Origin of the sequence: Pseudomonas bijieensis, from assembly GCF_013347965.1 — a bacterium.
In the GTDB taxonomy this organism is placed as follows: Bacteria; Pseudomonadota; Gammaproteobacteria; order Pseudomonadales; family Pseudomonadaceae; genus Aquipseudomonas; species Aquipseudomonas bijieensis.
Window position 1 is genome coordinate 4,586,800 of sequence record NZ_CP048810.1, and the last position, 20,445, is coordinate 4,607,244.

The following is a 20,445-nucleotide window of genomic DNA, read 5'->3' on the forward strand; positions in this document are numbered from 1 at the left end:
ACCTCATGCCAGAACTGCCGGAAGTCGAAACCACCCGTCGCGGAATCGCCCCCCATCTTGAAGGCCAGCGGGTCAGCCGCGTGGTGGTCCGCGACCGTCGCCTGCGCTGGCCGATTCCGGAAGACCTCGATGTGCGGCTCTCGGGCCAGCGCATCGTGCAGGTGGAGCGGCGTGCCAAGTACCTGTTGATCAATGCCGAGGTCGGTACGTTGATCAGCCATCTGGGCATGTCCGGCAACCTGCGGTTGGTGGAGGTGGGCATGCCTGCCGCCAAGCACGAGCACGTGGACATCGAGCTGGAGTCCGGCCTGGCCCTGCGCTACACCGACCCTCGACGCTTTGGCGCGATGCTCTGGAGCCTCGATCCGTTCAATCACGAATTATTGATTCGTCTTGGTCCCGAGCCGTTGACCGACTTGTTCGATGGCGAACGGTTGTTCCAGCTCTCGCGGGGGCGCTCCATGGCGGTCAAGCCGTTCATCATGGACAACGCGGTGGTGGTGGGCGTGGGCAATATCTACGCGACCGAGGCGCTGTTCGCCGCCGGCATCGACCCGCGCCGGGCCGCCGGAGGCATTTCCCGGGCGCGTTACCTGAAGCTGGCGATCGAGATCAAGCGCATCCTCGCCCATGCCATCGAGCGCGGTGGCACTACGTTGCGGGACTTCATCGGTGGAGACGGCCAGCCCGGCTATTTCCAGCAGGAGCTGTTCGTCTACGGTCGGGGCGGGGAGCTGTGCAAGGTCTGTGGCACGGGGCTGCGGGAGATTCGCCTGGGCCAGCGCGCCAGTGTCTGGTGTCCGCGCTGCCAGAGCTGATTCGTCCTACGGTCTATAGTCAGTAGTCATACTGCTGCTAAGCCGAAGGACCGCCCCATGAATCTGTTTCGACCTGTCGTTCTTGCGCTGCTGCTGAGTGTCGGTTTGCCTGCCCTGGCGAACAGCGGCAGCGGCGACCCGCGCTACACCATCCAGAACCCGCCGGCCTTCGCCATGCTCGGCGACCTGCTGATCGCTCGTCCGTTGCTGCTCGTCGCCACGGTGATTGGAACCGGGGCATTTGTGGTGTCTCTGCCGTTTACCGCGTTGGGCGGCGGGGTCAGCGATGCGGGGAAGGCGCTGGTGGTGGACCCGGCGAAGGCCACGTTCGTGCGGTGTCTGGGATGTGTGGGGGAGGGGTTCGAGCGGCAGGAGTGAGGCAGGCTGTTGGATCTTGGGTGCTGCTGATGGCCCTATCGCGAGCAAGCTCGCTCCCACAAGGGATTTTGCTCAAGACACAAATTATGTGAGCACAGCGAATCCCTGTGGGAGCGAGCCTGCTCGCGATAGGGCCGGCACAAACACTGCAAAGCCACCTGGCTCAAGCCTTGCCAGTGATCTTGCGATATTTCGCCATCAACTGTTCTTCAGTTTCCGGATGGGCTTCATCCAGCGGGATGCAATCCACCGGGCAAACCTGCTGGCACTGCGGTTCGTCGTAGTGGCCGACGCACTGGGTGCACAAGTTCGGGTCGATGACGTAGATCTCCTCGCCTTGGGAAATGGCCTCGTTCGGGCATTCGGGTTCGCAGACGTCGCAATTGATGCAGTCGTCGGTGATGATCAGGGACATGCGGGCTCCTGCCGGGGCGTTGAGCCCGGGCATCTGAAAACGTATGGGCGCAATTGTGCCGCATTGGCGAGCGCAGTGCACGCGGGCGCGATGGACTGCGCTGTGCCGGGCTGCGAAGCGAGTCGCAGCCCGCGGGTCATTTCTTGAAGCGCAGGGTCAGCGCATCGGCCACGGCCGGGTGGACGAACTTGCTGATGTCACCACCCAACGCCGCAATTTCCCGTACCAGCGTCGAGGAAATGAAGGAGTAGCGCTCCGACGGCGTCAGGAACAGGCTCTCGACGTCCGGTGCCAACTGACGGTTCATGTTGGCCAGTTGGAACTCGTACTCGAAGTCCGAGACCGCACGCAGGCCGCGCAGGAACACGTTGGCGTTCTTTTCCTTGGCAAAGTGCGCCAAAAGCGTCGAGAAGCCGACCACTTCCACGTTAGGCAGGTGCTTGGTGACCTCGCGGGCCAGTTCCACACGTTGTTCCAGCGGGAACAGTGGGTTTTTCTTCGGGCTGGCGGCGACGGCAATGATTACGTGGTCGAACAGGCGCGCGGCGCGTTCGACCAGATCGCCATGGCCCTTGGTAATAGGGTCGAAGGTACCTGGGTACAACACTCGGTTCATCGCGTCGTCCTGGCGGGAGTCCGTTGGGGAGTCGGATGGTATCGCAGCCTTCTCGGTCGGCCAAGTCGGCTGTTGCGTAAGAAAGCACTATAGACGCTGCGAATAATCCGGATAGTCATGGGTTTTTCAGGCGTTCGGCCAGGGCCGTCGCCAATTGCGCGGTCAGCCCGTACACCGATAATTGTGGGTTGGCGCCGATGCTGGTGGGGAACAACGAGCCGTCATGGATCGACAGGTTGGCCAGTTGGTGATGGCGGCCCAGGCTGTCGGCGACGGCGCTTTGCGGGTCTTCACCCATGGCGCAGCCACCCATCACGTGGGCACTGCCCAGGCGCGTGCGGTACAAGACCAGGTCAAGCCCGTCGATCAGCGTGCGGGCTTCGGCCAGGGTCTTTACGTAGCGAGCATCGCTGTGCAAGGGCATGACGGTCTTGGCGCCGCCGGCAAACTGGATCTCGGCCATGCTATGGAAGGCCCGACGCAAGCCATCCCAGGCATACGGTGAAACGGAGTAGTCGAGCACCGGCGTGCCATCGCTGCGCAACTCGACGCTGCCGCCTGGGCTATCCGGATGAAAACCGTCGCGCAACAGCGCCAGCATGGCGTGGGTATGGGGCAGCCGGGACATGTGCAAGGCGTTCTCGGGGCCGTAACCGCCCAATAGTGTGGCGGCGAGGGCCGGGTGCAAGGGCGGGACTTCGAGCTTGTAGGACATTTTGCCGGTGGTTCCGTCCTGCCATTGGAAATGATCCGAATAAATCGATTGCGGCGCACCGTAGAACGGGTTGATGACCTCGTCGAATTGCCCGGCGGACATGTTCACTAAGTGCAGGAACGTGCGCTTGCCCAAGCGTTCATGCGGGTCCGGCGCATCGGAGTGCAACAGCAGGCCCGGGCTGTTGATGCCGCCGCCCGCCAGCACGTAATGCCGCGCCTTGACGGTGATGCGCCGCCCGGTCGGTGCTACGCAACGTTCGTCCATGGCTTGGCACTCGAGGCCGATGACGGCATCGTTTTTGATCGTCAGGCGCTCGGCCCGCGCCAGGTAAAGCAGCGCGCCACCCTTGTCCAGCGTGGCCGGGATGGTGGTGACCAGCATCGACTGCTTGGCGTTGGTCGGGCAGCCCATGCCGCAATAGCCCAGGTTCCAGCAACCGCGTACGTTGCGTGGGATAACGTGCCAGGCGTAGCCCAATTGTTCACAGCCTTTGCGGATCACGTCGTTGTTGGCGTTGGGCGGAACGAGCCACGGTGCCACGCCCAGGCGTTGTTCCATCTGCTCGAACCAGGGCGCCATCTCGGCGGGGCCGTGGCCCTTGACGTTGTGCTCGGCAGCCCAGTGGTCGAGGGTCTGGTCGGGCGTGCGGAAGCTGGAGGTCCAATTGATCAGCGTCGTGCCACCGACGGCACGGCCCTGGAGAATGGTGATAGCACCGTCCTTGCTCATGCGCCCGAGGCCTTCCTGATACAGGCTGCCATAGGCCTGGTCTTCGAGCAGCTTGAAGTCATGGCTGGTCTTGAGTGGACCTTCCTCGATCAGCAATACCCGGTAGCCGGCGGCGCTGAGGATTTCCGCCGTGGTGCCGCCACCGGCACCGCTACCGACGATTGCCACGTCCGCTTCCAGGCTCAGGTCCTGGGTCAACTGCGCGCCGTTGTAGGTGGTCCAGCCACGGGCCAGGCCTTCGCGGAAGGGATCGGGGACGGACATGTTTGGGGCCTCTTATTGTTATAAGTTTAGCGATGAAGATCCCTGTGGGAGCGAGCCTGCTCGCGATGGCGTCGGATCAGTTGCGTCTGTATTGACTGACACACCGCAATCGCGAGCAGGCTCGCTCCCACAGGGTTTGGATGTGACTGTTAAACCGTTGGCGGCCCTGGATACCCGCAATGCGCCCAGGCCTCGGGTCGGCTGTACCAGGCCATCATTACCAGTTGCAGCAACGAACTGTGGCCTTGGCGCAGCAGGTCCAGCGAACTGTTTTCCCACCGCCCGAGGAACTGGCGGATGGCGTCGCTGCTGGCGTTTTCCCACGAAACCCAGACCCCGGTCAGTGGCCCGCGGGTGATGCCCAGCGTGAGCACGTCGAACAGCTGGTGCGTGAGCTTGAGCATCGCGGGGGACAAGTGAGCCAGGCCGCTGTCCAGGCTTCGCAGGGTCGCGTCAGTGGCGGTTGGGATTTGTCCGACGGCCACTGCGCCGTCCAGCAGCACGGGGATGATGCTGCGTAAAAATGGCAGGTCGCTGTCGCGCAGGACCGTCAGGCCGTTGGCCGGTTGGCTTGGCGAACAACCGCTCAGGCTGGCGCCCAGGCCGACAGTGGTCAGGAAGGCGCTGGCGCCGAGGCTGAATTTCAGCAGGCCGCGTCGTGACAGCGTGGGTGTATCGATGAGGCTTGGGTTCATTATTGTTATTACCCGGGAAGAGACGCGTCAGCGGACAAACAGCTTCTGGATCAGTTTCTGCAAAGGCTTGCCGTAGGGTGGATAAATCAGCTTCGCCGCGTTGAATCGCTGCTTGGTCAGCACACCCTTGGCCTTGCTGAAGGTCAGGAAGCCTTCATGCCCGTGGTAATGCCCCATTCCCGAGGGGCCGATGCCGCCGAACGGCATGTCGTCCTGGGCGACGTGCAGCAGCGTGTCGTTCAGGCAGACACCGCCGGAATGGGTTTCGTGGAGCACGCGATGCTGTTCGGCCTTGTTGTAGCCGAAGTAATAGAGCGCCAGCGGGCGAGGTCGCTGATTGATGTAGGCGAACGCCTGGTCCAGATGTTCATAGGGCACGATGGGCAGCAGCGGGCCGAAGATTTCATCCTGCATCACGGTCATGTCGTCGCTGACGTTGAGCAACAGACTGTGGGCCATGCGCCGCCCTTGGCCTTGCTCGAACAGCTCGATCAGCAGCGCGCCCTTGCTGGTGGCGTCGCTGATGTATCCGTTGAGCCGCGCCAGCTGTCGTTCGTTGATGATTGCGGTGTAGTCCGGGTTGTCCGTCAGGGTCGGATAAAACCCGCGAACCGCCTTGCGATAGGCCTCGACGAATTCGCCGACGCGGCTCTGTGGCACCAGCACGTAATCCGGGGCGACACAGGTTTGCCCGGCATTCAGGGTCTTGCCGAAGGCGATGCGTTCGGCGGCGTCCTTGAGAGGTACATCGACCGACACGATGGCCGGCGATTTCCCACCCAGCTCGAGGGTGACCGGGGTCAGGTTTTCGGCAGCGGCGCGCATGACATGCTTACCGATGCTGGTGGCACCGGTGAACAACAGGTGGTCGAAGGGCAGCTTGGAAAACGCCATGCCGATCTCGGCCTCGCCAAGCACCACGCATACCAGGTCCTGGGGGAACACCCGGGCCAGCAATTGCTTGAGCAGCAGGCCGGTCGCCGGTGTCGACTCGCTGAGCTTGAGCATCACCCGGTTGCCCGCCGCCAACGCCCCTACCAGCGGCCCGATGGCCAGGAACAGCGGGTAGTTCCACGGCACGATGACCCCGACCACACCCAACGGCTGATACACCACCTTGGCTGACGCCGGTTGGAAGGCCATGCCGACCTTGCGCCGGGAGGGCTTCATCCAACCCCGGAGATGCCGGCTGGCGTAATGGATGCCATGCAGGCTCGGCATCAGCTCGGCCAGCAGTGTTTCGTCGGCGCTGCGGTGGCTGAAATCCTGGCTGATGGCATCGATCAAGGCTTGGCGTTCGTTGCTCAACACCTCGCGCAAAGCCTTGAGCCATTGTCGGCGCTGTTCGGCCGGTGGCATCGGATGGGCGGCATAGGCCTGGCGCTGGGCATCGAAGAGCGACCGCAGCTCGTCCAGTTGTTGTTGAGACTCGTGCAGGTAGGCAATGTCGGCGGGCATCGTCGGGCACCGGATATTATTAGAGTGGGTGTTTTCTAGAGCTTATACTCTAGAAAGTCAATGGCATCCGTGACGGCTGTGGGTTTTTCCTGTGACCGATAGGTCGTAAGATGCCGATCAATGCCTTCGTCGAATTAAAGCCCAAACCATGGCCCCACGAATGAAAACCAGCGAGCGCATCGTGCAAAACAGCCTCGAGCTGTTCAACCAGCAGGGCGAGCGCAGCGTCAGCACCAACCACATCGCCGCCCACATGGACATGTCCCCAGGCAACCTCTACTACCACTTCCCCAACAAGCAGGCGATCATTGCCGTGTTGTTCAGTGAATACGAGAACCTGGTGGACAGTTTCCTGCGCCCGCCCCAGGGCCGTGCGGCCACGGTGGAGGACAAGCGTTTCTACCTGCAGGAGCTGCTGTCGGCCATGTGGCGCTATCGTTTCCTGCACCGGGACCTGGAGCATTTGCTCGACAGTGATCCGGACCTCGCAGCGCGCTATCGACGGTTTTCCCAGCGCAGCCTGATCCACGGTACCGCTATCTATGAAGGCTTCGTTGCCGCCGGCATCCTGAAGATGGACCGGGTGCAGATCGAGTCCCTGACCCTCAATGCCTGGATCATCCTCACATCCTGGGTGCGGTTTCTGTGCACCACACGGGAAAATTTCAGCCACCTGAGTGAGCAGGCCATCAAGCGCGGCGTCTATCAGGTCCTGGTGCTGGAAGCCGGTTTCGTGACCGACCAGGCGCGCGACGCGGTGGATGCGCTGTTCAAAGAATTCTACGTCCCCCTGGCCCAGACCCTGGAGGAAGGGCAGTAGGACCGATCCCGACTTAGCCACAGGAGCTCACCATGCCCATTGCGCAACTCATCAGTCCTCAAGCCCTCGAACAGCGGCGATCACAGCCCGGGCTGGTCATCCTCGATTGCCGTTTTGCCCTGGAAGACCCGGATTACGGTCAGCGCAGTTATGCCGAGGGGCACATTGCCGGTGCGTCGTTCGCGGACCTTGAGCGCGACCTGAGCGGGTCGGTGACCAAAGGCGTGACCGGGCGTCATCCGCTGCCGGAGCCCGGGGCCTTGATAGAGAGATTCAAGGCCTGGGGGATCGATAACGATAGCGATGTCGTGCTGTATGACGACGGTCCCGGTGCCTATGCCGCGCGGGCCTGGTGGTTGTTGGTGTGGCTGGGCAAGCGCGATGGCGTGTACATCCTCGATGGCGGGCTCAAGGCCTGGCACGCCGCCGGCTTGCCTTTGAGCCTGGATCCGCCGCAGAACCATCGCGGGAATTTCAGCGGTGCGCCGGATGCGAGCCTGCTGCTCAGTGCCCAAGCGCTGCAACAATGCCTCGGCCAATCGGAAATGACCCTGCTCGATGCCCGGGCGCTGCCGCGTTTCAAAGGTGAAGTCGAGCCGATCGACCCGGTGGCTGGACATATCCCGGGCGCCCAGTGCGCTGCGTTCACCGACAACCTGGGCGCTGATGGCCGCTTCTTGCCGGCCGACCAGCTCAAGCAGCGCTTCGCCGAAAAACTGGGTGAGCGCTCGCCCACCGAGCTGGTGGCCTACTGCGGCTCCGGCGTGACGGCGTGTCATAACCTGTTTGCCTTGTGCCTGGCAGGGTATCCCTTGGGGAAACTGTACGCTGGCTCGTGGAGTGAATGGATCAACGATCCCCAGCGGGGCGTGGCGACGGGCGAATAACGCTCACACCCCAAACCCCTGTGGGAGCGAGCCTGCTCGCGATGACGGTATGTCAGTCAACCTCTATGTCGCTGATCCACCGCTATCGCGAGCAGGCTCGCTCCCACAGGGGATTCTTGGTGAACACCCATTTCGCGAACACCCGGAAAAAATTGTGGGAGCGAGCTAGCTTGCGATGACGGTATGTCAGTCAACCTCTATGTCGCTGATCCACCGCTATCGCGAGCAGGCTCGCTCCCACAGGATTCTTGGTGAACACCCATTTCGCGAACACCCGGAAAAAATTGTGGGAGCGAGCCTGCTCGCGATGCGGTGGATCAGTCAACATCAATGCCGCTGATCCACTGCTATCGCGAGCGAGCTCGCTTCCACAAGGGATTTGTTTGGGCTGTAAATCTTGCCATGGTCAGCCACGCCCCAGGCTGGCCAGCCAATCGGGAATCCGCCGCTCCAGGTAGTACGCCGGGCGCCGCAGGGTCCCGTCGACAAACCCAACATGCCCACCCTGGGCGTGAAGTTCGAGCCGGGTCGAGGCGGATAACTCGTCCGGTTCGGGCAGGCTGTGGGGGAATACAAAAGGATCGTCGGCGGCCTGGATGACCAGGGTCGGCGTGCTGATCCCCGCCATGAAATAACGGCTGGAGGCGCGACGGTAGTAGTCCGCCGCATCGGAGAACCCGTGCAGCGGCGCCGTCACCCGGCCGTCAAAATCCCAGAACGTGCGCATGTTCTCCAGCGGGCCAAGCGCCGCCAGGGTCGCCAGGCCTTCGTGGCGTCCGTCGTGCTGGAACTGGCGTTGCTTGCTGCGCACATAGGCCACCAACTGCCGCATGAAATGCGCCTGGTAGAACTTGGAAAATCCCTGGCCGATGCGATCGGCGCACTGGTCCAGGCGAAACGGTACCGAGACCGCCACTGCTCCTTGCAACTGGCTGTCGCGGCCGGTTTCCCCCAGGTGCTTGAGCAACACATTGCCGCCCAATGAATAACCCACGGCAAACAGTGGCGCCAAGGGCCGTCGGGTGCGCAAATGGGCGATAGCGGCGGCCAGGTCTTCGCTGACGCCCGAGTGGTAGCTGCGGGGCAGCAGGTTCGGTTCGCCCGAGCAGCCACGCCAGTTCAAGGCCGCACTGGCCCAGCCCTGGCGGCCAAGGGCCTGTTGCAACCCGGCCACGTAAGGTGAGTTGGAAGAGCCGGTCAGCCCGTGCAGCACCAGCACCAGTGGTGCCTCGGCGCTGTGGGGGCCGTGCCAGTCGAGGTCGAGGAAATCACCGTCTTCCAGCCACAGACGCTCGCGTTGGCGATCGATGTGAGTGGTCTTGCGCCATAGCGGGCCCCACAGGGTTTGCAGGTGCGGGTTGCCAAGGCCCGGGGCGGGGACGAAACGTTCGGATGCGGCGGACATCATTCTTGTTCTCGATGCACTGGTCAGCCGTTCAGCCAATGTCCTTTGCCAAACGCTGCCACAACGCGTAATACACCCGTCCGGATTTCTGCTCGCGATGCAAGCGCCAATTGCCCGGCAAGCCCAGGGTGGACGGGGCAGTCTCGCTTTCAGTGTAGACCCAGGCATCGTCGGCCAGCCACTGACGTTCCTCGAGCAGGGTGCAGACCGTCGGCAACAGATTCTGGTTGAACGGTGGGTCCAGGAACACCAGGTCGAAAGGCGTCGCCGGTTGGCTGTCCAGGTAGCGCAGTGCGTCGGCGGTCTGCACCTGGCCTACGGTACAGCGCAGGGTGCCCAGGTGTTCTTTCAGGCTGGAGACTGCCAGGTTGCTGGCGTCCAGCGCCTGGCCCATGGCGGCGCCACGGGACAGCGCTTCGAGAAACAGCGCGCCGCTGCCAGCGAACGGGTCGAGCACCCGGGCACCGGCCACATAGGGGGCGAGCCAGTTGAACAGGGTTTCCCGCACGCGGTCGGGAGTGGGGCGCAGGCCCGGGGCGTCCGGGAAACTCAGGCGCCGGCTGCGCCATTCGCCGCCGATGATGCGCAACTGGTTCACACCGTTGTGCACGGGTTTCTTGCTTGAATTCGATGGACGGGCCATTAGTGCTCCGGAACCCCGAGCGGCTGCTCGGCAGGTTTGTCAGTGGGGGGCGGCAGCGGCTTTTGCGGCACGCTCGGGCCAGCGGTGACGATGACCATCTTGTCGGTGCTCAGGTGCTTGTTCAGTGCGGCCTTGACCTGCTCGACCGTCAGTTCCTGGGACTGGCGCATGAAGTCTTCCAGGTAGCTCAGCGGCAAATCATAGAAACCCATGGCTCCGAGCTGGCCGACGATGTCGGCATTGCTGGCGGTGGACAGCGGGAAGCTGCCCGCCAACTCACGCTTGGCGTCATCGAGTTCTTTTTGGGTGGGACCGTTCTTGAGGTAGTCGGCGAATACGTCCTGCACCAGTTTCAAGGTGCCTTCGCTCATTTCGGCACGGGTCTGCAGGTTGATCATGAACGGGCCGCGGGCCTGCATCGCCGTGAAACCGGAGTACACGCCGTAGGTCAGGCCGCGCTTTTCCCGCACCTCGGTCATCAGCCGCGTGCCGAAACCACCGCCGCCGAGGATCTGGTTGCCCAGGGACACTGCGGCATAGTCCGGGTCGTCGCGGTCGATGCCTAACTGCGCGAGCATCAGGTTGGTCTGCTTGGACGGGAATTCGATGTGGCCGATGCTCGCCTTCGGCTCCACCGGTGGCGGGGTTTTCGCCAGGGCCGGGCCTTTGGGCAGTGCGGCGGAGACCTGGTTGGCCACTGTTTCGGCTTCGGCACGGGACAAATCCCCGACCAGCGCAATCACGGCGTTGCCGGCGGCATAGGCCTTGGCGTGGAACGCCCGGGCCTGGGCCAGGGTGATCGGGGGAATGCTGTCGGCGGTGCCATCGCTGGAGTGGGCATAAGGATGCTCGCCATACAGGCGCTTCATCAGTTCCAGGCCGGCCAGTTTGCCCGGGTTCTGCTTCTGGTATTCGAAACCGTCGAGCATCTGGTTCTTGATTCGGGCGAAGGAGTCGGCGGGGAAGGTTGGCTTGCCGACGACTTCGGCGAACAGCTTCAGCGCCGGTTCACGCTTGTCGGCTGCGCTGAGGCTGCGCAGGGATGCCACGGCCATGTCCCGGTAGGCGCCGTTGCCGAAGTCCGCGCCGAGGCTTTCGAAGCCTTGGGCAATGGCACTGACGTCCTTGCCGGCCACGCCTTCGTTGAGCATGGCGTTGGTCAGCAGCGCGAGGCCGGGGGCGTCGCCGTCCTGGCTGCTGCCGGCGGCGAAGGTCAGGCGCAGGTCGAACATTGGCAGCTCCCGGGCTTCGACGAACAGCACCTTGGCGCCGTCAGCGGTTTTCCAGGTTTGCACATCGAGCTGGCGCCGACTGGGCGCCTTGTCGTTCAGTTCGAGCAAAGATTGCAGTTTGTTGCCGGACTTGGCCTTGTCCAATGCCTGGCTGGCGTTGGAACTGCTCGAAGGCGACAGGTAAAAGGCCAGCGCGCCGACCAGGGCGATCGATACCAGGCCGATCAGCACCCGGCGCGATGATTGACGCTCACTCATGAGCTTTCTCCTCGGGCAGGACATGCGCAACGCTCAGGCGCGAGCGGGTGAAATACAACTGGGCTGCCTTCTGGATGTCTTGTGGGGTCACGCTTTGCAGTTCGGCGAGTTCGCTGTCCATCAGCTTCCAGGACAGGCCGACGGTCTCCAACTGGCCAATGGCGGTGGCCTGGCTGGTGATCGAGTCGCGTTCATACACCAGGCCAGCGATGACCTGGGCGCGCACGCGTTCCAGTTCGTCGGCGGTCGGGGCAGTGGTTTTCAACTGATCGAGCAAGCGCCACAGGCCCGCTTCGGCCTGGGCGAGGGTTTTGTTTTTCTGCGTGTTGGGCGTCGCCGACAACGTGAACAGCGAGTCGCCGCGGGTGAAGGCGTCGTAGCTTGACGAGCCGCCGGACACCAGCTCTTCGCCGCGCTCCAGTTGGGTCGGGATGCGGCCGCTGTAACCGCCGTCCAACAGGGCCGAGATCAGCCGCAGTGCGTTGACCGAACCCTTGTCTTTCGCGGTGGCGATGCTCGGTACATTGAAGGCCAGCATCACGCTGGGGAGTTGGGTCTGCACATGCAAGGTGATCTGGCGCTCGCCGGGTTCGGCCAGCTCCAAGGGGATTTTCGCCACTGGCACCGCGCGCCGGGCGATCGGGCCGAAATAACGCTGGGCCAGGGACTTGACCTCGTCTGGCGTCACGTCGCCGACCACCACCAGGGTCGCGTTGTTCGGGGTGTACCAGGATTCGTACCAGTGGCGCAGCTCCTCGACGGTCATCCGGTCCAGGTCGGCCATCCAGCCGATGGTCGGCGTGTGATAGCCGCTGGCCGGGTAGGCCATGGCCTTGAAGCGTTCGTAGGCCTTGGACATGGGTTTGTCGTCGGTGCGCATACGGCGCTCTTCCTTGATTACCTCGATCTCGCGGCTGAACTCCTCCGGCGGCAGGCGCAGGCTGGCCATGCGGTCGGCTTCCAGTTCGAAGGCCACGCCCAGGCGATCACGGGCCAGCACCTGGTAGTAGGCGGTGAAGTCATCGCTGGTGAAGGCGTTCTCTTCGGCACCAAGGTCGCGCAGGATCAGCGACGCTTCACCGGGGCCGACTTTTTCACTGCCCTTGAACATCATGTGCTCGAGGGCGTGGGACAAACCGGTCTGGCCTGGCGTTTCGTAGCTGGAACCAACCTTGTACCAGACCTGGGACACCACCACCGGCGCGCGATGGTCTTCGCGCACGACGACCTTCAGGCCGTTGTCGAGGGTGAATTCATGGGTGGGTTGTGGGTCGGCAGCCAAGGCTGAAAAGGGCAGACAAACTGTGCTGAGCAGCAGGCCTGCGGCGCGGCGGGCAAGAGCATTCATTCGTGTTTAAACCTGTTGGGTTGCCCGCTTGGCCTTAGCCTCAGCGGGCGAGGAGGTGCTAGGATACTGATCCGTTTTACTGGCGGCCACGCCTATCGGGTCTTTTATCGACCCCTGGCTGTTTGGGTTCCTCGGAGAAGCCTCGGGATTGCCTGTTGATCCCGGCGTTTTCGCCGATGATGCCGTACCAGTCCTTCGAAAAAATCGACTTTGAGGTGTCCTCGGGACGCTTCGACAAAATGTTGCGCGTGAACAAGCTGGATGAAACGCAGTCTGTTCAGCATTGAATATTTATCACCGAGGCGCCTTCGTGGCGCGTCGCTACCGTGAGATAGCCGTCCTCCATGTTTGGTTCCAACGACGACAAGAAGACCCCAGCTGAGGCTGGCGAGAAAAAAGGCCTGTTCGGATGGCTGCGCAAGAAGCCGCAGGAAACCGTCGTCGAGCAGCCACAAGCGCTGGCTGAGCCCGCCGCCGAGGCAGTGGCCGAAGAGGCCGCGCCCATTGTCCTGCCGATTGCCGAGCCGGTGCTGCAACCGGTCGAGCCTGAACCTGAACTCGCGCCTGAACCGGTGACCGAACAGCCGCTCACCCCGCCTGCCGGGCACACCCCCTGGCTGACCTTGCCAGTGGCCGAAGAGCCGGTTGCGCTGGTCGAAGACGCGCAGGCCCCCCACGTCACCCCGCCGATTCCGGCCCCGACACAGGCTGTCGAGGCGCCAGTCGTCGAGCCGACGGTCGCAGCCATTGTGCCTGTGGTTACGCCCGCTGCGCCTGAGCCGCAACCGCCTGCTCCAGTCGAGCCCGTCCGTGCTGCCGAGGAAAGCAAGGTTGGCTTCTTCGCCCGTCTCAAGCAGGGCCTGTCCAAGACCAGCGCCAGCATCGGCGAAGGCATGGCCAGCCTGTTCCTGGGCAAGAAAGTCATCGATGACGAATTGCTCGAAGACATCGAGACCCGCCTGCTGACCGCCGATGTCGGTGTCGAGGCCACCTCGGTGATCATCCAGAGCCTGACCCAGAAGGTCGCGCGTAAACAGCTGACCGACGCCGATGCGCTGTATAAGTCCCTGCAAGGTGAGCTGACCAGCCTGCTCCAACCGGTGGAAAAGCCGCTGGTGATTGCCTCGCAGAACAAGCCGTTCGTGATCCTGGTCGTCGGCGTCAACGGTGCCGGCAAGACCACCACCATCGGCAAACTGGCCAAGAAGCTGCAGCTCGAAGGCAAGAAAGTCATGCTCGCCGCCGGCGACACCTTCCGCGCCGCCGCGGTCGAACAGCTGCAAGTGTGGGGCGAACGCAACAAGATCCCGGTGATCGCCCAGCACACCGGCGCCGACTCCGCTTCGGTGATCTTCGACGCCGTGCAAGCGGCCAAGGCCCGTGGCATCGATGTGCTGATCGCCGACACGGCCGGTCGCCTGCACACCAAAGACAACCTGATGGAAGAACTGAAGAAGGTTCGCCGGGTGATCGGCAAGCTCGACGCCGACGCACCCCACGAAGTGTTGCTGGTGCTGGACGCCGGTACCGGCCAGAACGCCATCAACCAGGCCAAGCAGTTCAACCAGACTGTCGAACTGACCGGGCTGGCCCTGACCAAACTCGACGGCACCGCCAAGGGCGGGGTCATTTTCGCCCTGGCCAAGCAGTTTGGCCTGCCAATTCGCTACATTGGCGTGGGTGAAGGCATCGACGATTTGCGCACTTTTGAAGCCGAGCCCTTTGTCCAGGCGCTGTTTGCCGAGCGGGAGCATTCATGATTCGTTTCGAACAGGTCGGTAAACGCTATCCGAACGGTCACGTCGGCTTGCATGAGCTGAGCTTTCGGGTCCGTCGCGGCGAGTTTCTGTTTGTCACCGGCCATTCCGGCGCCGGTAAAAGCACCTTGCTGCGCCTGCTGCTGGCGATGGAGCGGCCCTCCACCGGCAAACTGCTGCTGGCCGGCCAGGACCTGAGCACCATCAGCAATGCCCAGATTCCCTACCTGCGCCGGCAGATCGGCGTGGTATTCCAGAATCACCAGTTGCTGTTCGATCGCACCGTGTTCAACAACGTGGCGTTGCCATTGCAGATCCTGGGCCTGTCCAAGGCCGAGATCATCAAGCGCGTGGACTCGGCCCTGGAGCGTGTGGCCCTGTCGGACAAGACCGACCTGTACCCGGGCGACCTGTCCACCGGCCAGCAACAGCGCGTAGGCATCGCCCGCGCCATCGTCCATCGGCCGGCCTTGCTGCTGGCGGACGAACCCACCGGTAACCTCGACCCGCGCCTGGCGGCGGAGATCATGGGCGTATTCGAAGACATCAACCGCCTGGGCACCAGTGTGCTGATCGCCAGTCACGACCTGGCGTTGATCGCGCGCATGCGTCACCGCATGCTTACCTTGCAGCGCGGTCGATTGATCGGTGACGGGGAGGCTGGCGTATGAGTGCGACTCGCAGCCCGAAAGTGGCCGAACGCGTAGCCCCGAAAGCTTCCGATCCGCAGCCGCAGAAGAAAAAACGCGACGATGACGACGGCCCGGACTTCGCCACGCTGCTGCGCGCCTGGATCGAAAGCCATCGCGCCAGCCTGCTGGACAGCCTGCGGCGCCTGGGCAAGCAGCCCATTGGCAGCTTCTTTACCTGCATGGTGATGGCGGTGGCCCTGAGCCTGCCCATGGGCCTGTCATTATTGCTCAGTAATGTGGAGCGCCTGGGCGGTTCCTGGCAGCGTGCGGCGCAGATTTCCCTGTACCTGCAGATGGACGCGAGTCCCGGCGAAGGCCAGGCGTTGCGTGAGCAGATCAAGGCCATGCCGGGCGTGGCCGATGCCGAATACATCGGACGCGAACAGGCGCTTGAAGAATTCCAGCAGCAGTCCGGCCTGGGCGAAGCCCTCAAGGAACTGCCGGAGAACCCGCTGCCGGGCGTGGTGCTGGTGACGCCGAACGAGGTCGACAAGTCGACTCTTGAAGCATTAAGACAAAGACTTTCCGAGTTGCCGAAGGTACAACAGGCGCAACTTGATCTAGTCTGGGTCGAGCGTCTTGCGGCGATCCTCAAGCTCGGCGACCGGTTTGTCTTCGGTCTGACGGTGCTGCTGGTTTCTGCATTACTTTTGGTGATAGGCAATACCATTCGTCTTCATATTGAAAACCGCCGCACCGAGATAGAAGTGATTAAACTCGTCGGCGGTACGGACAGTTATGTACGCAGGCCCTTCCTTTATATGGGCGCGTTGTATGGCTTCGGTGCCGGGATTCTGTCCTGGGGTGTATTGGCGTTCGGCCTGGATTGGCTGAATGACGCGGTAGTGGGGCTGGCCGGTTTGTACGGCAGTGATTTTTCGCTGGCCGGAGTGCCAGTCGCCGACGGTCTGTCGCTCTTGCTTGGCGCGGTGCTGTTGGGTTATATCGGTGCATGGATTGCGGTAGCACGCCACTTGCGTGAGCTTGCGCCAAAATAGGTTTTTTGCGCGTATTGACCTTTCAGTTTTTGTGGGAACTTGTCCTATGGTTCCCGGTCAATTTTCGCAGTGCTGAACTGCACGAGTTATGTGAGTCGGAGGTTTTTTCGTATGACCACTTCTTTGCAACCTGCTTATGCTCTGGTCCCGGGTGCGAACCTGGAGGCTTATGTGCACACGGTGAACAGCATTCCTTTGCTGACGCCCGAGCAGGAGCGTGAACTGGCCGAGAGTCTCTATTATGAGCAGGATCTTGAGGCGGCTCGGCAGATGGTGCTCGCCCACCTGCGTTTTGTCGTACATATCGCCCGCAGCTATTCCGGCTACGGGCTGGCCCAGGCCGACCTGATCCAGGAAGGCAACGTTGGCCTGATGAAGGCGGTCAAGCGTTTCAACCCGGAAATGGGTGTGCGCCTGGTGTCGTTTGCCGTGCACTGGATCAAGGCGGAAATCCACGAGTTCATCCTGCGTAACTGGCGCATCGTGAAAGTCGCGACCACCAAGGCCCAGCGCAAGCTGTTCTTCAACCTGCGCAGCCAGAAGAAACGCCTGGCCTGGCTGAACAACGAAGAAGTCCACCGTGTAGCCGAAAGCCTGGGCGTAGAGCCTCGGGAAGTACGCGAGATGGAAAGCCGCCTGACCGGCCATGACATGGCCTTCGACCCGGCCGCCGAAGCGGACGACGACAGCGCTTTCCAATCGCCGGCCAACTACCTGGAAGACCACCGGTACGACCCGGCGCGTCAACTGGAAGACGCCGACTGGAGCGACAACTCCAACACCAACCTGCACGAAGCCCTGGAAGTGCTGGACGAACGCAGTCGCGACATCCTTTACCAGCGTTGGCTGGCCGAGGAAAAAGCCACGCTGCACGACCTGGCGCAGAAGTACAACGTATCGGCCGAGCGGATTCGCCAGCTTGAGAAAAGCGCGATGAACAAGCTCAAGGTGTCGATCGCCGCCTGACTGCGATAGCGGCCATAAAAAAACGCCCCGATCAGAGATGATTGGGGCGTTTTTGTTTGTGCTCACTCTCGGACCCGACGCAGGTCTCCTTGTGGGAGCGAGCCTGCTCGCGATTGCGTTGGCTCAGTCGATGAAGATGTCGAATGAGCTATTGTCATCGCGAGCAGGCTCGCTCCCACAAGGGGTCTCCAGTGTCTTGGTTATTGGGTCCAAGGCGCTCGCCGCGAATTATTGAGCTCCAGCAAATAGCTGTCGCCCCCCCAACTGGCTCATCTGCTGGCGAATCCAACTTGCCCGCCGCAGTACATAAGGGCTCGGCCGGCTGGCGTTCCACACCCGCGGGTTGGGCAATACCGCCGCCAGCAGGCTTGCCTGTTGCCGGGACAAGGCGTCGGCGCTTACGCGAAAATGATGTCGTGCTGCCGCTTCGGCCCCGAACACACCGTCATCCCACTCGACGCTGTTGAGGTACACCTCCAGGATCCGCTGCTTGGGCCAGAACACTTCGATCAGCCCAGTGAACCAGGCCTCCAGCCCTTTGCGCAGCCAACTGCGACCCGACCACAGGAACAGGTTCTTGGACACTTGCTGGCTGAGGGTGCTGGCACCGCGAATCGAACCGCCACGCCCATTGTGGGCGAACGCGGCCTGGATCGCGCCGATGTCGAACCCCCAGTGCTCGGGGAATTTCTGGTCTTCACCGGCAATCACCGCGACCTTCAGGCTATCGGAGATCCGGTCCCAAGGCTGCCAGGTGCGTTGCAGGTCAATCGGTTCGCCACCGAACCAGGATTCGACCTTGCGCTCGATCATCAGCGCGGTGAACGGTGGCGGCACCACGCGAAACAGCAGCACGAGCACAACGCTGCCGACGGCGAACCAGAGCAGGGCTTTAAGGAATCGTCGAAACAATAAACGCAGCATAGAGATGGCTTGGCCGAACCCGTCGAGCGGGCCATTATACAGACCCTGTCCCCCGAGTCTGATTGGAGTTCTCATGCTGCGTAGCTTTCTGATGCTGGCTGCTTTTTTCGGCTTCACAGGCGTGGCACTGGGGGCGTTTGCCGCCCACGGCCTGAAAAATCGCCTGAGCGCCGATTACCTGGCGATTTTCCACACGGGCGTCACCTATCAACTGGTGCACACCCTGGCCCTGCTGGGCGTCGCGCTGCTGGCCACGCACATCCCCGGGCGCATCGTCACCTGGGCCGGGGTTTCCTTTGTGGTGGGCATCCTGTTGTTCTCCGGCAGCCTGTACCTGCTGACCCTCACAGGCATCAGCAAGCTGGGCATCATCACGCCGTTTGGCGGCGTGGCGTTCCTGATCGGCTGGCTGTGCCTGGGGCTTGCCGCCTGGCGGCTGGGCTGACCGGGCAGTCCATTTCATGACGAATGGCTTGGGTCACCCAGACTGATCGGGCTAGAATGCCAGCCCCTAAAAATGATGGCGGCATCCGGCATGCGCATTCAGTTGAACGGCGAACCCCTTGATCTGCCCGACGGTGAGACCGTCGCGGCCCTGCTGACCCGTCTGGAACTTGCCGGACGTCGCGTCGCGGTGGAGCTCAATCTGGATATCGTCCCGCGCAGCCAGCACGCCGAAACCACGTTGAACGATGGCGATTCGGTCGAAGTGGTCCATGCCATCGGCGGCGGCTAGTCGCTTCGGTTTCGCAGCATTTCGCAAGAACCTCACCCCAACAGAGGATTTCCCATGAGCATCGTTCGTAGCGACAAGCCCTTCGTCCTGGCCGGTCGTACCTACCAGTCGCGCTTGCTGGTAGGCACCGGCAAATACCGTGACATGGAAGAAACCCGCCTGGCTATCGAGGCCTCGGGCGCCGAAATCGTAACCGTCGCCGTGCGCCGCACCAACATCGGCCAGAACCCGGGCGAACCGAACCTGCTGGATATCCTGCCGCCGGATCGCTACACCATCCTGCCGAACACCGCCGGTTGCTTCGACGCCATCGAGGCCGTGCGCACCTGTCGCCTGGCCCGTGAGCTGCTCGATGGCCACAACCTGGTGAAACTGGAAGTGCTGGCGGACCAGAAAACCCTGTTCCCCAACGTGATCGAGACCCTCAAGGCCGCCGAAACCCTGGTCAAGGAAGGTTTCGACGTGATGGTCTACACCAGCGATGACCCGATCATCGCCCGTCAACTGGCGGAAATCGGCTGCATCGCGGTCATGCCGCTGGCCGGCCTGATCGGCACGGGCCTGGGGATCTGCAACCCGTACAACCTGCAGATCATCCTTGAAGAAGCGAAGATCCCGGTGTTGGTGGATGCCGGTGTCGGTACCGCTTCCGATGCCACCATCGCCATGGAGCTGGGTTGCGAAGCGGTGCTGATGAACTCCGCCATCGCCCACGCCCAACAACCGATCCTGATGGCCGAAGCCATGAAACACGCGATTGTCGCCGGGCGCCTGGCGTACCTGGCCGGTCGCATGCCGAAAAAACTCTACGCCAGCGCCTCCTCGCCGCTGGATGGTCTGATCAAGTAAGAGCCATTGATGACTGAATCGAACGACACGCCGGTCCTGCCGGAAGAAGGCGAAGAGCGCCAACACCGGCGCATCAAGAGTTTTGTGATGCGCGCCGGGCGCATGACCGAGGGCCAGCAGCGCGGCCTGGAGCAGGGCGCGCCGCTGTTTGTCCTGCCGCTTGCCGATGCCCCGGTGGATTTTGACCAGGTGTTCGGCCGCTCGGCCCCGCGCTCGCTGGAAATCGGCTTCGGCATGGGCCATTCGTTGCTGGAGATGGCCGCAGCTTCGCCTGAACAGGATTTCATTGGTGTGGAAGTCCACCGCCCCGGCGTCGGTGCGCTGCTCAATGGCGTGCTGACCCAAGGGCTGACCAACCTGCGGGTCTACGATTGCGACGCCATCGAAGTGCTCAACCGCTGCGTGGCTGACAACAGCCTCGATCGGCTGATGCTGTTCTTCCCGGACCCATGGCACAAGAGTCGCCATCACAAGCGTCGTATCGTCCAGGCATCGTTCGCTGAACTGGTGCGCAGCAAGTTGAAGGTCGGCGGTGTGCTGCACATGGCCACCGACTGGGAACCCTATGCCGAATACATGCTGGAAGTGATGAATGTCGCCCCGGGCTACCGCAACCTGGCCGAAGACGGCAAGTGCGTGCCACGCCCGGCCGAACGGCCGATCACCAAGTTCGAACGCCGTGGTGAACGGCTTGGGCATGGGGTTTGGGATTTGAAGTTCGAGAAGGTGGCGTAAGCATCACGCGGTAAAAACTGTGGGAGCAAGGCTTTGTGGGAGCAAGGCTTGCCCGCGATAGCAGCACCTCGGTACCCACTTCAACCCCGAGTTGCCTGCATCGC

The 20,445-nt window shown here is 62.4% G+C and carries 21 protein-coding genes and 1 pseudogene; 12 read left to right on the top strand and 10 right to left on the bottom strand.

Annotated features, from left to right (window positions below):
• Positions 1-5: 5 nt before the first annotated feature.
• On the top strand, positions 6-818 hold the full coding sequence (gene mutM / locus GN234_RS20080) for a bifunctional DNA-formamidopyrimidine glycosylase/DNA-(apurinic or apyrimidinic site) lyase (RefSeq protein WP_003206537.1): 813 nt from the start codon (positions 6-8) through the stop codon (positions 816-818).
• Between the two features lie 57 nt (positions 819-875).
• Positions 876-1,196: a multidrug transporter gene (locus GN234_RS20085; RefSeq protein WP_176688962.1), complete on the top strand. Its 321-nt coding sequence runs from the start codon at positions 876-878 to the stop codon at positions 1,194-1,196.
• Positions 1,197-1,359: 163 nt separating this feature from the next.
• On the opposite strand, the gene GN234_RS20090 is transcribed toward GN234_RS20085, so the two are convergent.
• From GN234_RS20090 to GN234_RS20110, 5 genes are all read right to left on the bottom strand, one after another.
• The gene (locus GN234_RS20090; protein ID WP_003206534.1) at positions 1,360-1,611 is read right to left on the bottom strand and encodes a YfhL family 4Fe-4S dicluster ferredoxin; all 252 of its coding nucleotides are present in this window, start codon (positions 1,609-1,611) and stop codon (positions 1,360-1,362) included.
• 136 nt (positions 1,612-1,747) lie between these two features.
• The gene (gene coaD / locus GN234_RS20095; protein ID WP_109752438.1) at positions 1,748-2,227 is read right to left on the bottom strand and encodes a pantetheine-phosphate adenylyltransferase; all 480 of its coding nucleotides are present in this window, start codon (positions 2,225-2,227) and stop codon (positions 1,748-1,750) included.
• A 115-nt stretch (positions 2,228-2,342) separates the two neighbouring features.
• Positions 2,343-3,938, bottom strand: coding sequence for a GMC family oxidoreductase (locus tag GN234_RS20100; RefSeq protein ID WP_176688963.1), 1,596 nt, complete (start codon positions 3,936-3,938; stop codon positions 2,343-2,345).
• Positions 3,939-4,087: 149 nt separating this feature from the next.
• Entirely contained in the window at positions 4,088-4,633 is a 546-nt protein-coding gene (locus GN234_RS20105) for a twin-arginine translocation pathway signal protein (protein ID WP_109752434.1), read from the bottom strand.
• Positions 4,634-4,660: 27 nt separating this feature from the next.
• Positions 4,661-6,091 carry a coniferyl aldehyde dehydrogenase gene (locus GN234_RS20110; RefSeq protein WP_109752432.1) on the bottom strand — a complete coding sequence of 477 codons (1,431 nt, stop codon included), beginning with the start codon at positions 6,089-6,091 and terminating at the stop codon, positions 4,661-4,663.
• A 148-nt stretch (positions 6,092-6,239) separates the two neighbouring features.
• Here GN234_RS20110 and GN234_RS20115 point away from each other — a divergent pair, with 148 nt between their 5' ends.
• Positions 6,240-6,911 (top strand): TetR/AcrR family transcriptional regulator, encoded by a 672-nt coding sequence (locus GN234_RS20115; protein ID WP_109752430.1) that lies wholly within the window; start codon positions 6,240-6,242, stop codon positions 6,909-6,911.
• A gap of 32 nt (positions 6,912-6,943) precedes the next feature.
• Positions 6,944-7,798 (top strand): sulfurtransferase, encoded by an 855-nt coding sequence (locus GN234_RS20120; RefSeq protein WP_163856282.1) that lies wholly within the window; start codon positions 6,944-6,946, stop codon positions 7,796-7,798.
• A gap of 406 nt (positions 7,799-8,204) precedes the next feature.
• Here GN234_RS20120 and GN234_RS20125 read toward each other — a convergent pair whose 3' ends face one another.
• Genes GN234_RS20125 through GN234_RS20140 form a run of 4 tightly spaced genes read right to left on the bottom strand, consistent with a single transcriptional unit; the run spans position 8,205 to position 12,684 of the window.
• On the bottom strand, positions 8,205-9,203 hold the full coding sequence (locus GN234_RS20125) for a hydrolase (protein WP_109752949.1): 999 nt from the start codon (positions 9,201-9,203) through the stop codon (positions 8,205-8,207).
• Between the two features lie 31 nt (positions 9,204-9,234).
• Entirely contained in the window at positions 9,235-9,846 is a 612-nt protein-coding gene (gene rsmD, locus GN234_RS20130) for a 16S rRNA (guanine(966)-N(2))-methyltransferase RsmD (RefSeq protein ID WP_116833669.1), read from the bottom strand.
• Entirely contained in the window at positions 9,846-11,336 is a 1,491-nt protein-coding gene (locus GN234_RS20135) for a M16 family metallopeptidase (protein ID WP_176688964.1), read from the bottom strand. Before GN234_RS20135 ends, rsmD begins: the two co-directional genes overlap by 1 nt.
• Positions 11,329-12,684: a M16 family metallopeptidase gene (locus GN234_RS20140; RefSeq protein ID WP_176688965.1), complete on the bottom strand. Its 1,356-nt coding sequence runs from the start codon at positions 12,682-12,684 to the stop codon at positions 11,329-11,331. Before GN234_RS20140 ends, GN234_RS20135 begins: the two co-directional genes overlap by 8 nt.
• Before the next feature lie 344 nt (positions 12,685-13,028).
• Between GN234_RS20140 and ftsY the strand changes: the two genes are divergently transcribed.
• The 4 genes from ftsY to rpoH all read left to right on the top strand — a co-directional run bounded on the left by ftsY (position 13,029) and on the right by rpoH (position 17,097).
• A complete protein-coding gene (ftsY, locus tag GN234_RS20145; RefSeq protein WP_176688966.1) occupies positions 13,029-14,444 on the top strand; it encodes a signal recognition particle-docking protein FtsY in 1,416 nt (471 codons plus the stop codon).
• Complete coding sequence (gene ftsE, locus GN234_RS20150; protein WP_003177474.1) at positions 14,441-15,112, top strand: cell division ATP-binding protein FtsE; 672 nt, start codon at positions 14,441-14,443, stop codon at positions 15,110-15,112. Before ftsY ends, ftsE begins: the two co-directional genes overlap by 4 nt.
• Positions 15,109-16,131 (top strand): permease-like cell division protein FtsX, encoded by a 1,023-nt coding sequence (gene ftsX / locus GN234_RS20155; RefSeq protein ID WP_109752418.1) that lies wholly within the window; start codon positions 15,109-15,111, stop codon positions 16,129-16,131. The genes ftsE and ftsX overlap by 4 nt, the downstream gene beginning before the upstream one ends.
• Before the next feature lie 111 nt (positions 16,132-16,242).
• Positions 16,243-17,097, top strand: a complete 855-nt coding sequence (gene rpoH / locus GN234_RS20160) for an RNA polymerase sigma factor RpoH (RefSeq protein ID WP_003177476.1) — start codon at positions 16,243-16,245, stop codon at positions 17,095-17,097.
• A gap of 200 nt (positions 17,098-17,297) precedes the next feature.
• Here the strand turns inward: rpoH and mtgA are convergent.
• Positions 17,298-18,021: pseudogene (mtgA, locus tag GN234_RS20165) on the bottom strand (monofunctional biosynthetic peptidoglycan transglycosylase).
• A 73-nt stretch (positions 18,022-18,094) separates the two neighbouring features.
• Between mtgA and GN234_RS20170 the strand changes: the two are divergent.
• The 4 genes from GN234_RS20170 to trmB all read left to right on the top strand — a co-directional run bounded on the left by GN234_RS20170 (position 18,095) and on the right by trmB (position 20,341).
• Entirely contained in the window at positions 18,095-18,466 is a 372-nt protein-coding gene (locus GN234_RS20170; RefSeq protein ID WP_109752415.1) for a DUF423 domain-containing protein, read from the top strand.
• A 90-nt stretch (positions 18,467-18,556) separates the two neighbouring features.
• Positions 18,557-18,757: a sulfur carrier protein ThiS gene (gene thiS / locus GN234_RS20175; protein ID WP_162893874.1), complete on the top strand. Its 201-nt coding sequence runs from the start codon at positions 18,557-18,559 to the stop codon at positions 18,755-18,757.
• Positions 18,758-18,811: 54 nt separating this feature from the next.
• Positions 18,812-19,606 carry a thiazole synthase gene (locus tag GN234_RS20180; protein ID WP_003177480.1) on the top strand — a complete coding sequence of 265 codons (795 nt, stop codon included), beginning with the start codon at positions 18,812-18,814 and terminating at the stop codon, positions 19,604-19,606.
• Between the two features lie 9 nt (positions 19,607-19,615).
• A complete protein-coding gene (trmB, locus tag GN234_RS20185; RefSeq protein ID WP_014340682.1) occupies positions 19,616-20,341 on the top strand; it encodes a tRNA (guanosine(46)-N7)-methyltransferase TrmB in 726 nt (241 codons plus the stop codon).
• The last annotated feature ends 104 nt before the right edge of the window (positions 20,342-20,445 follow it).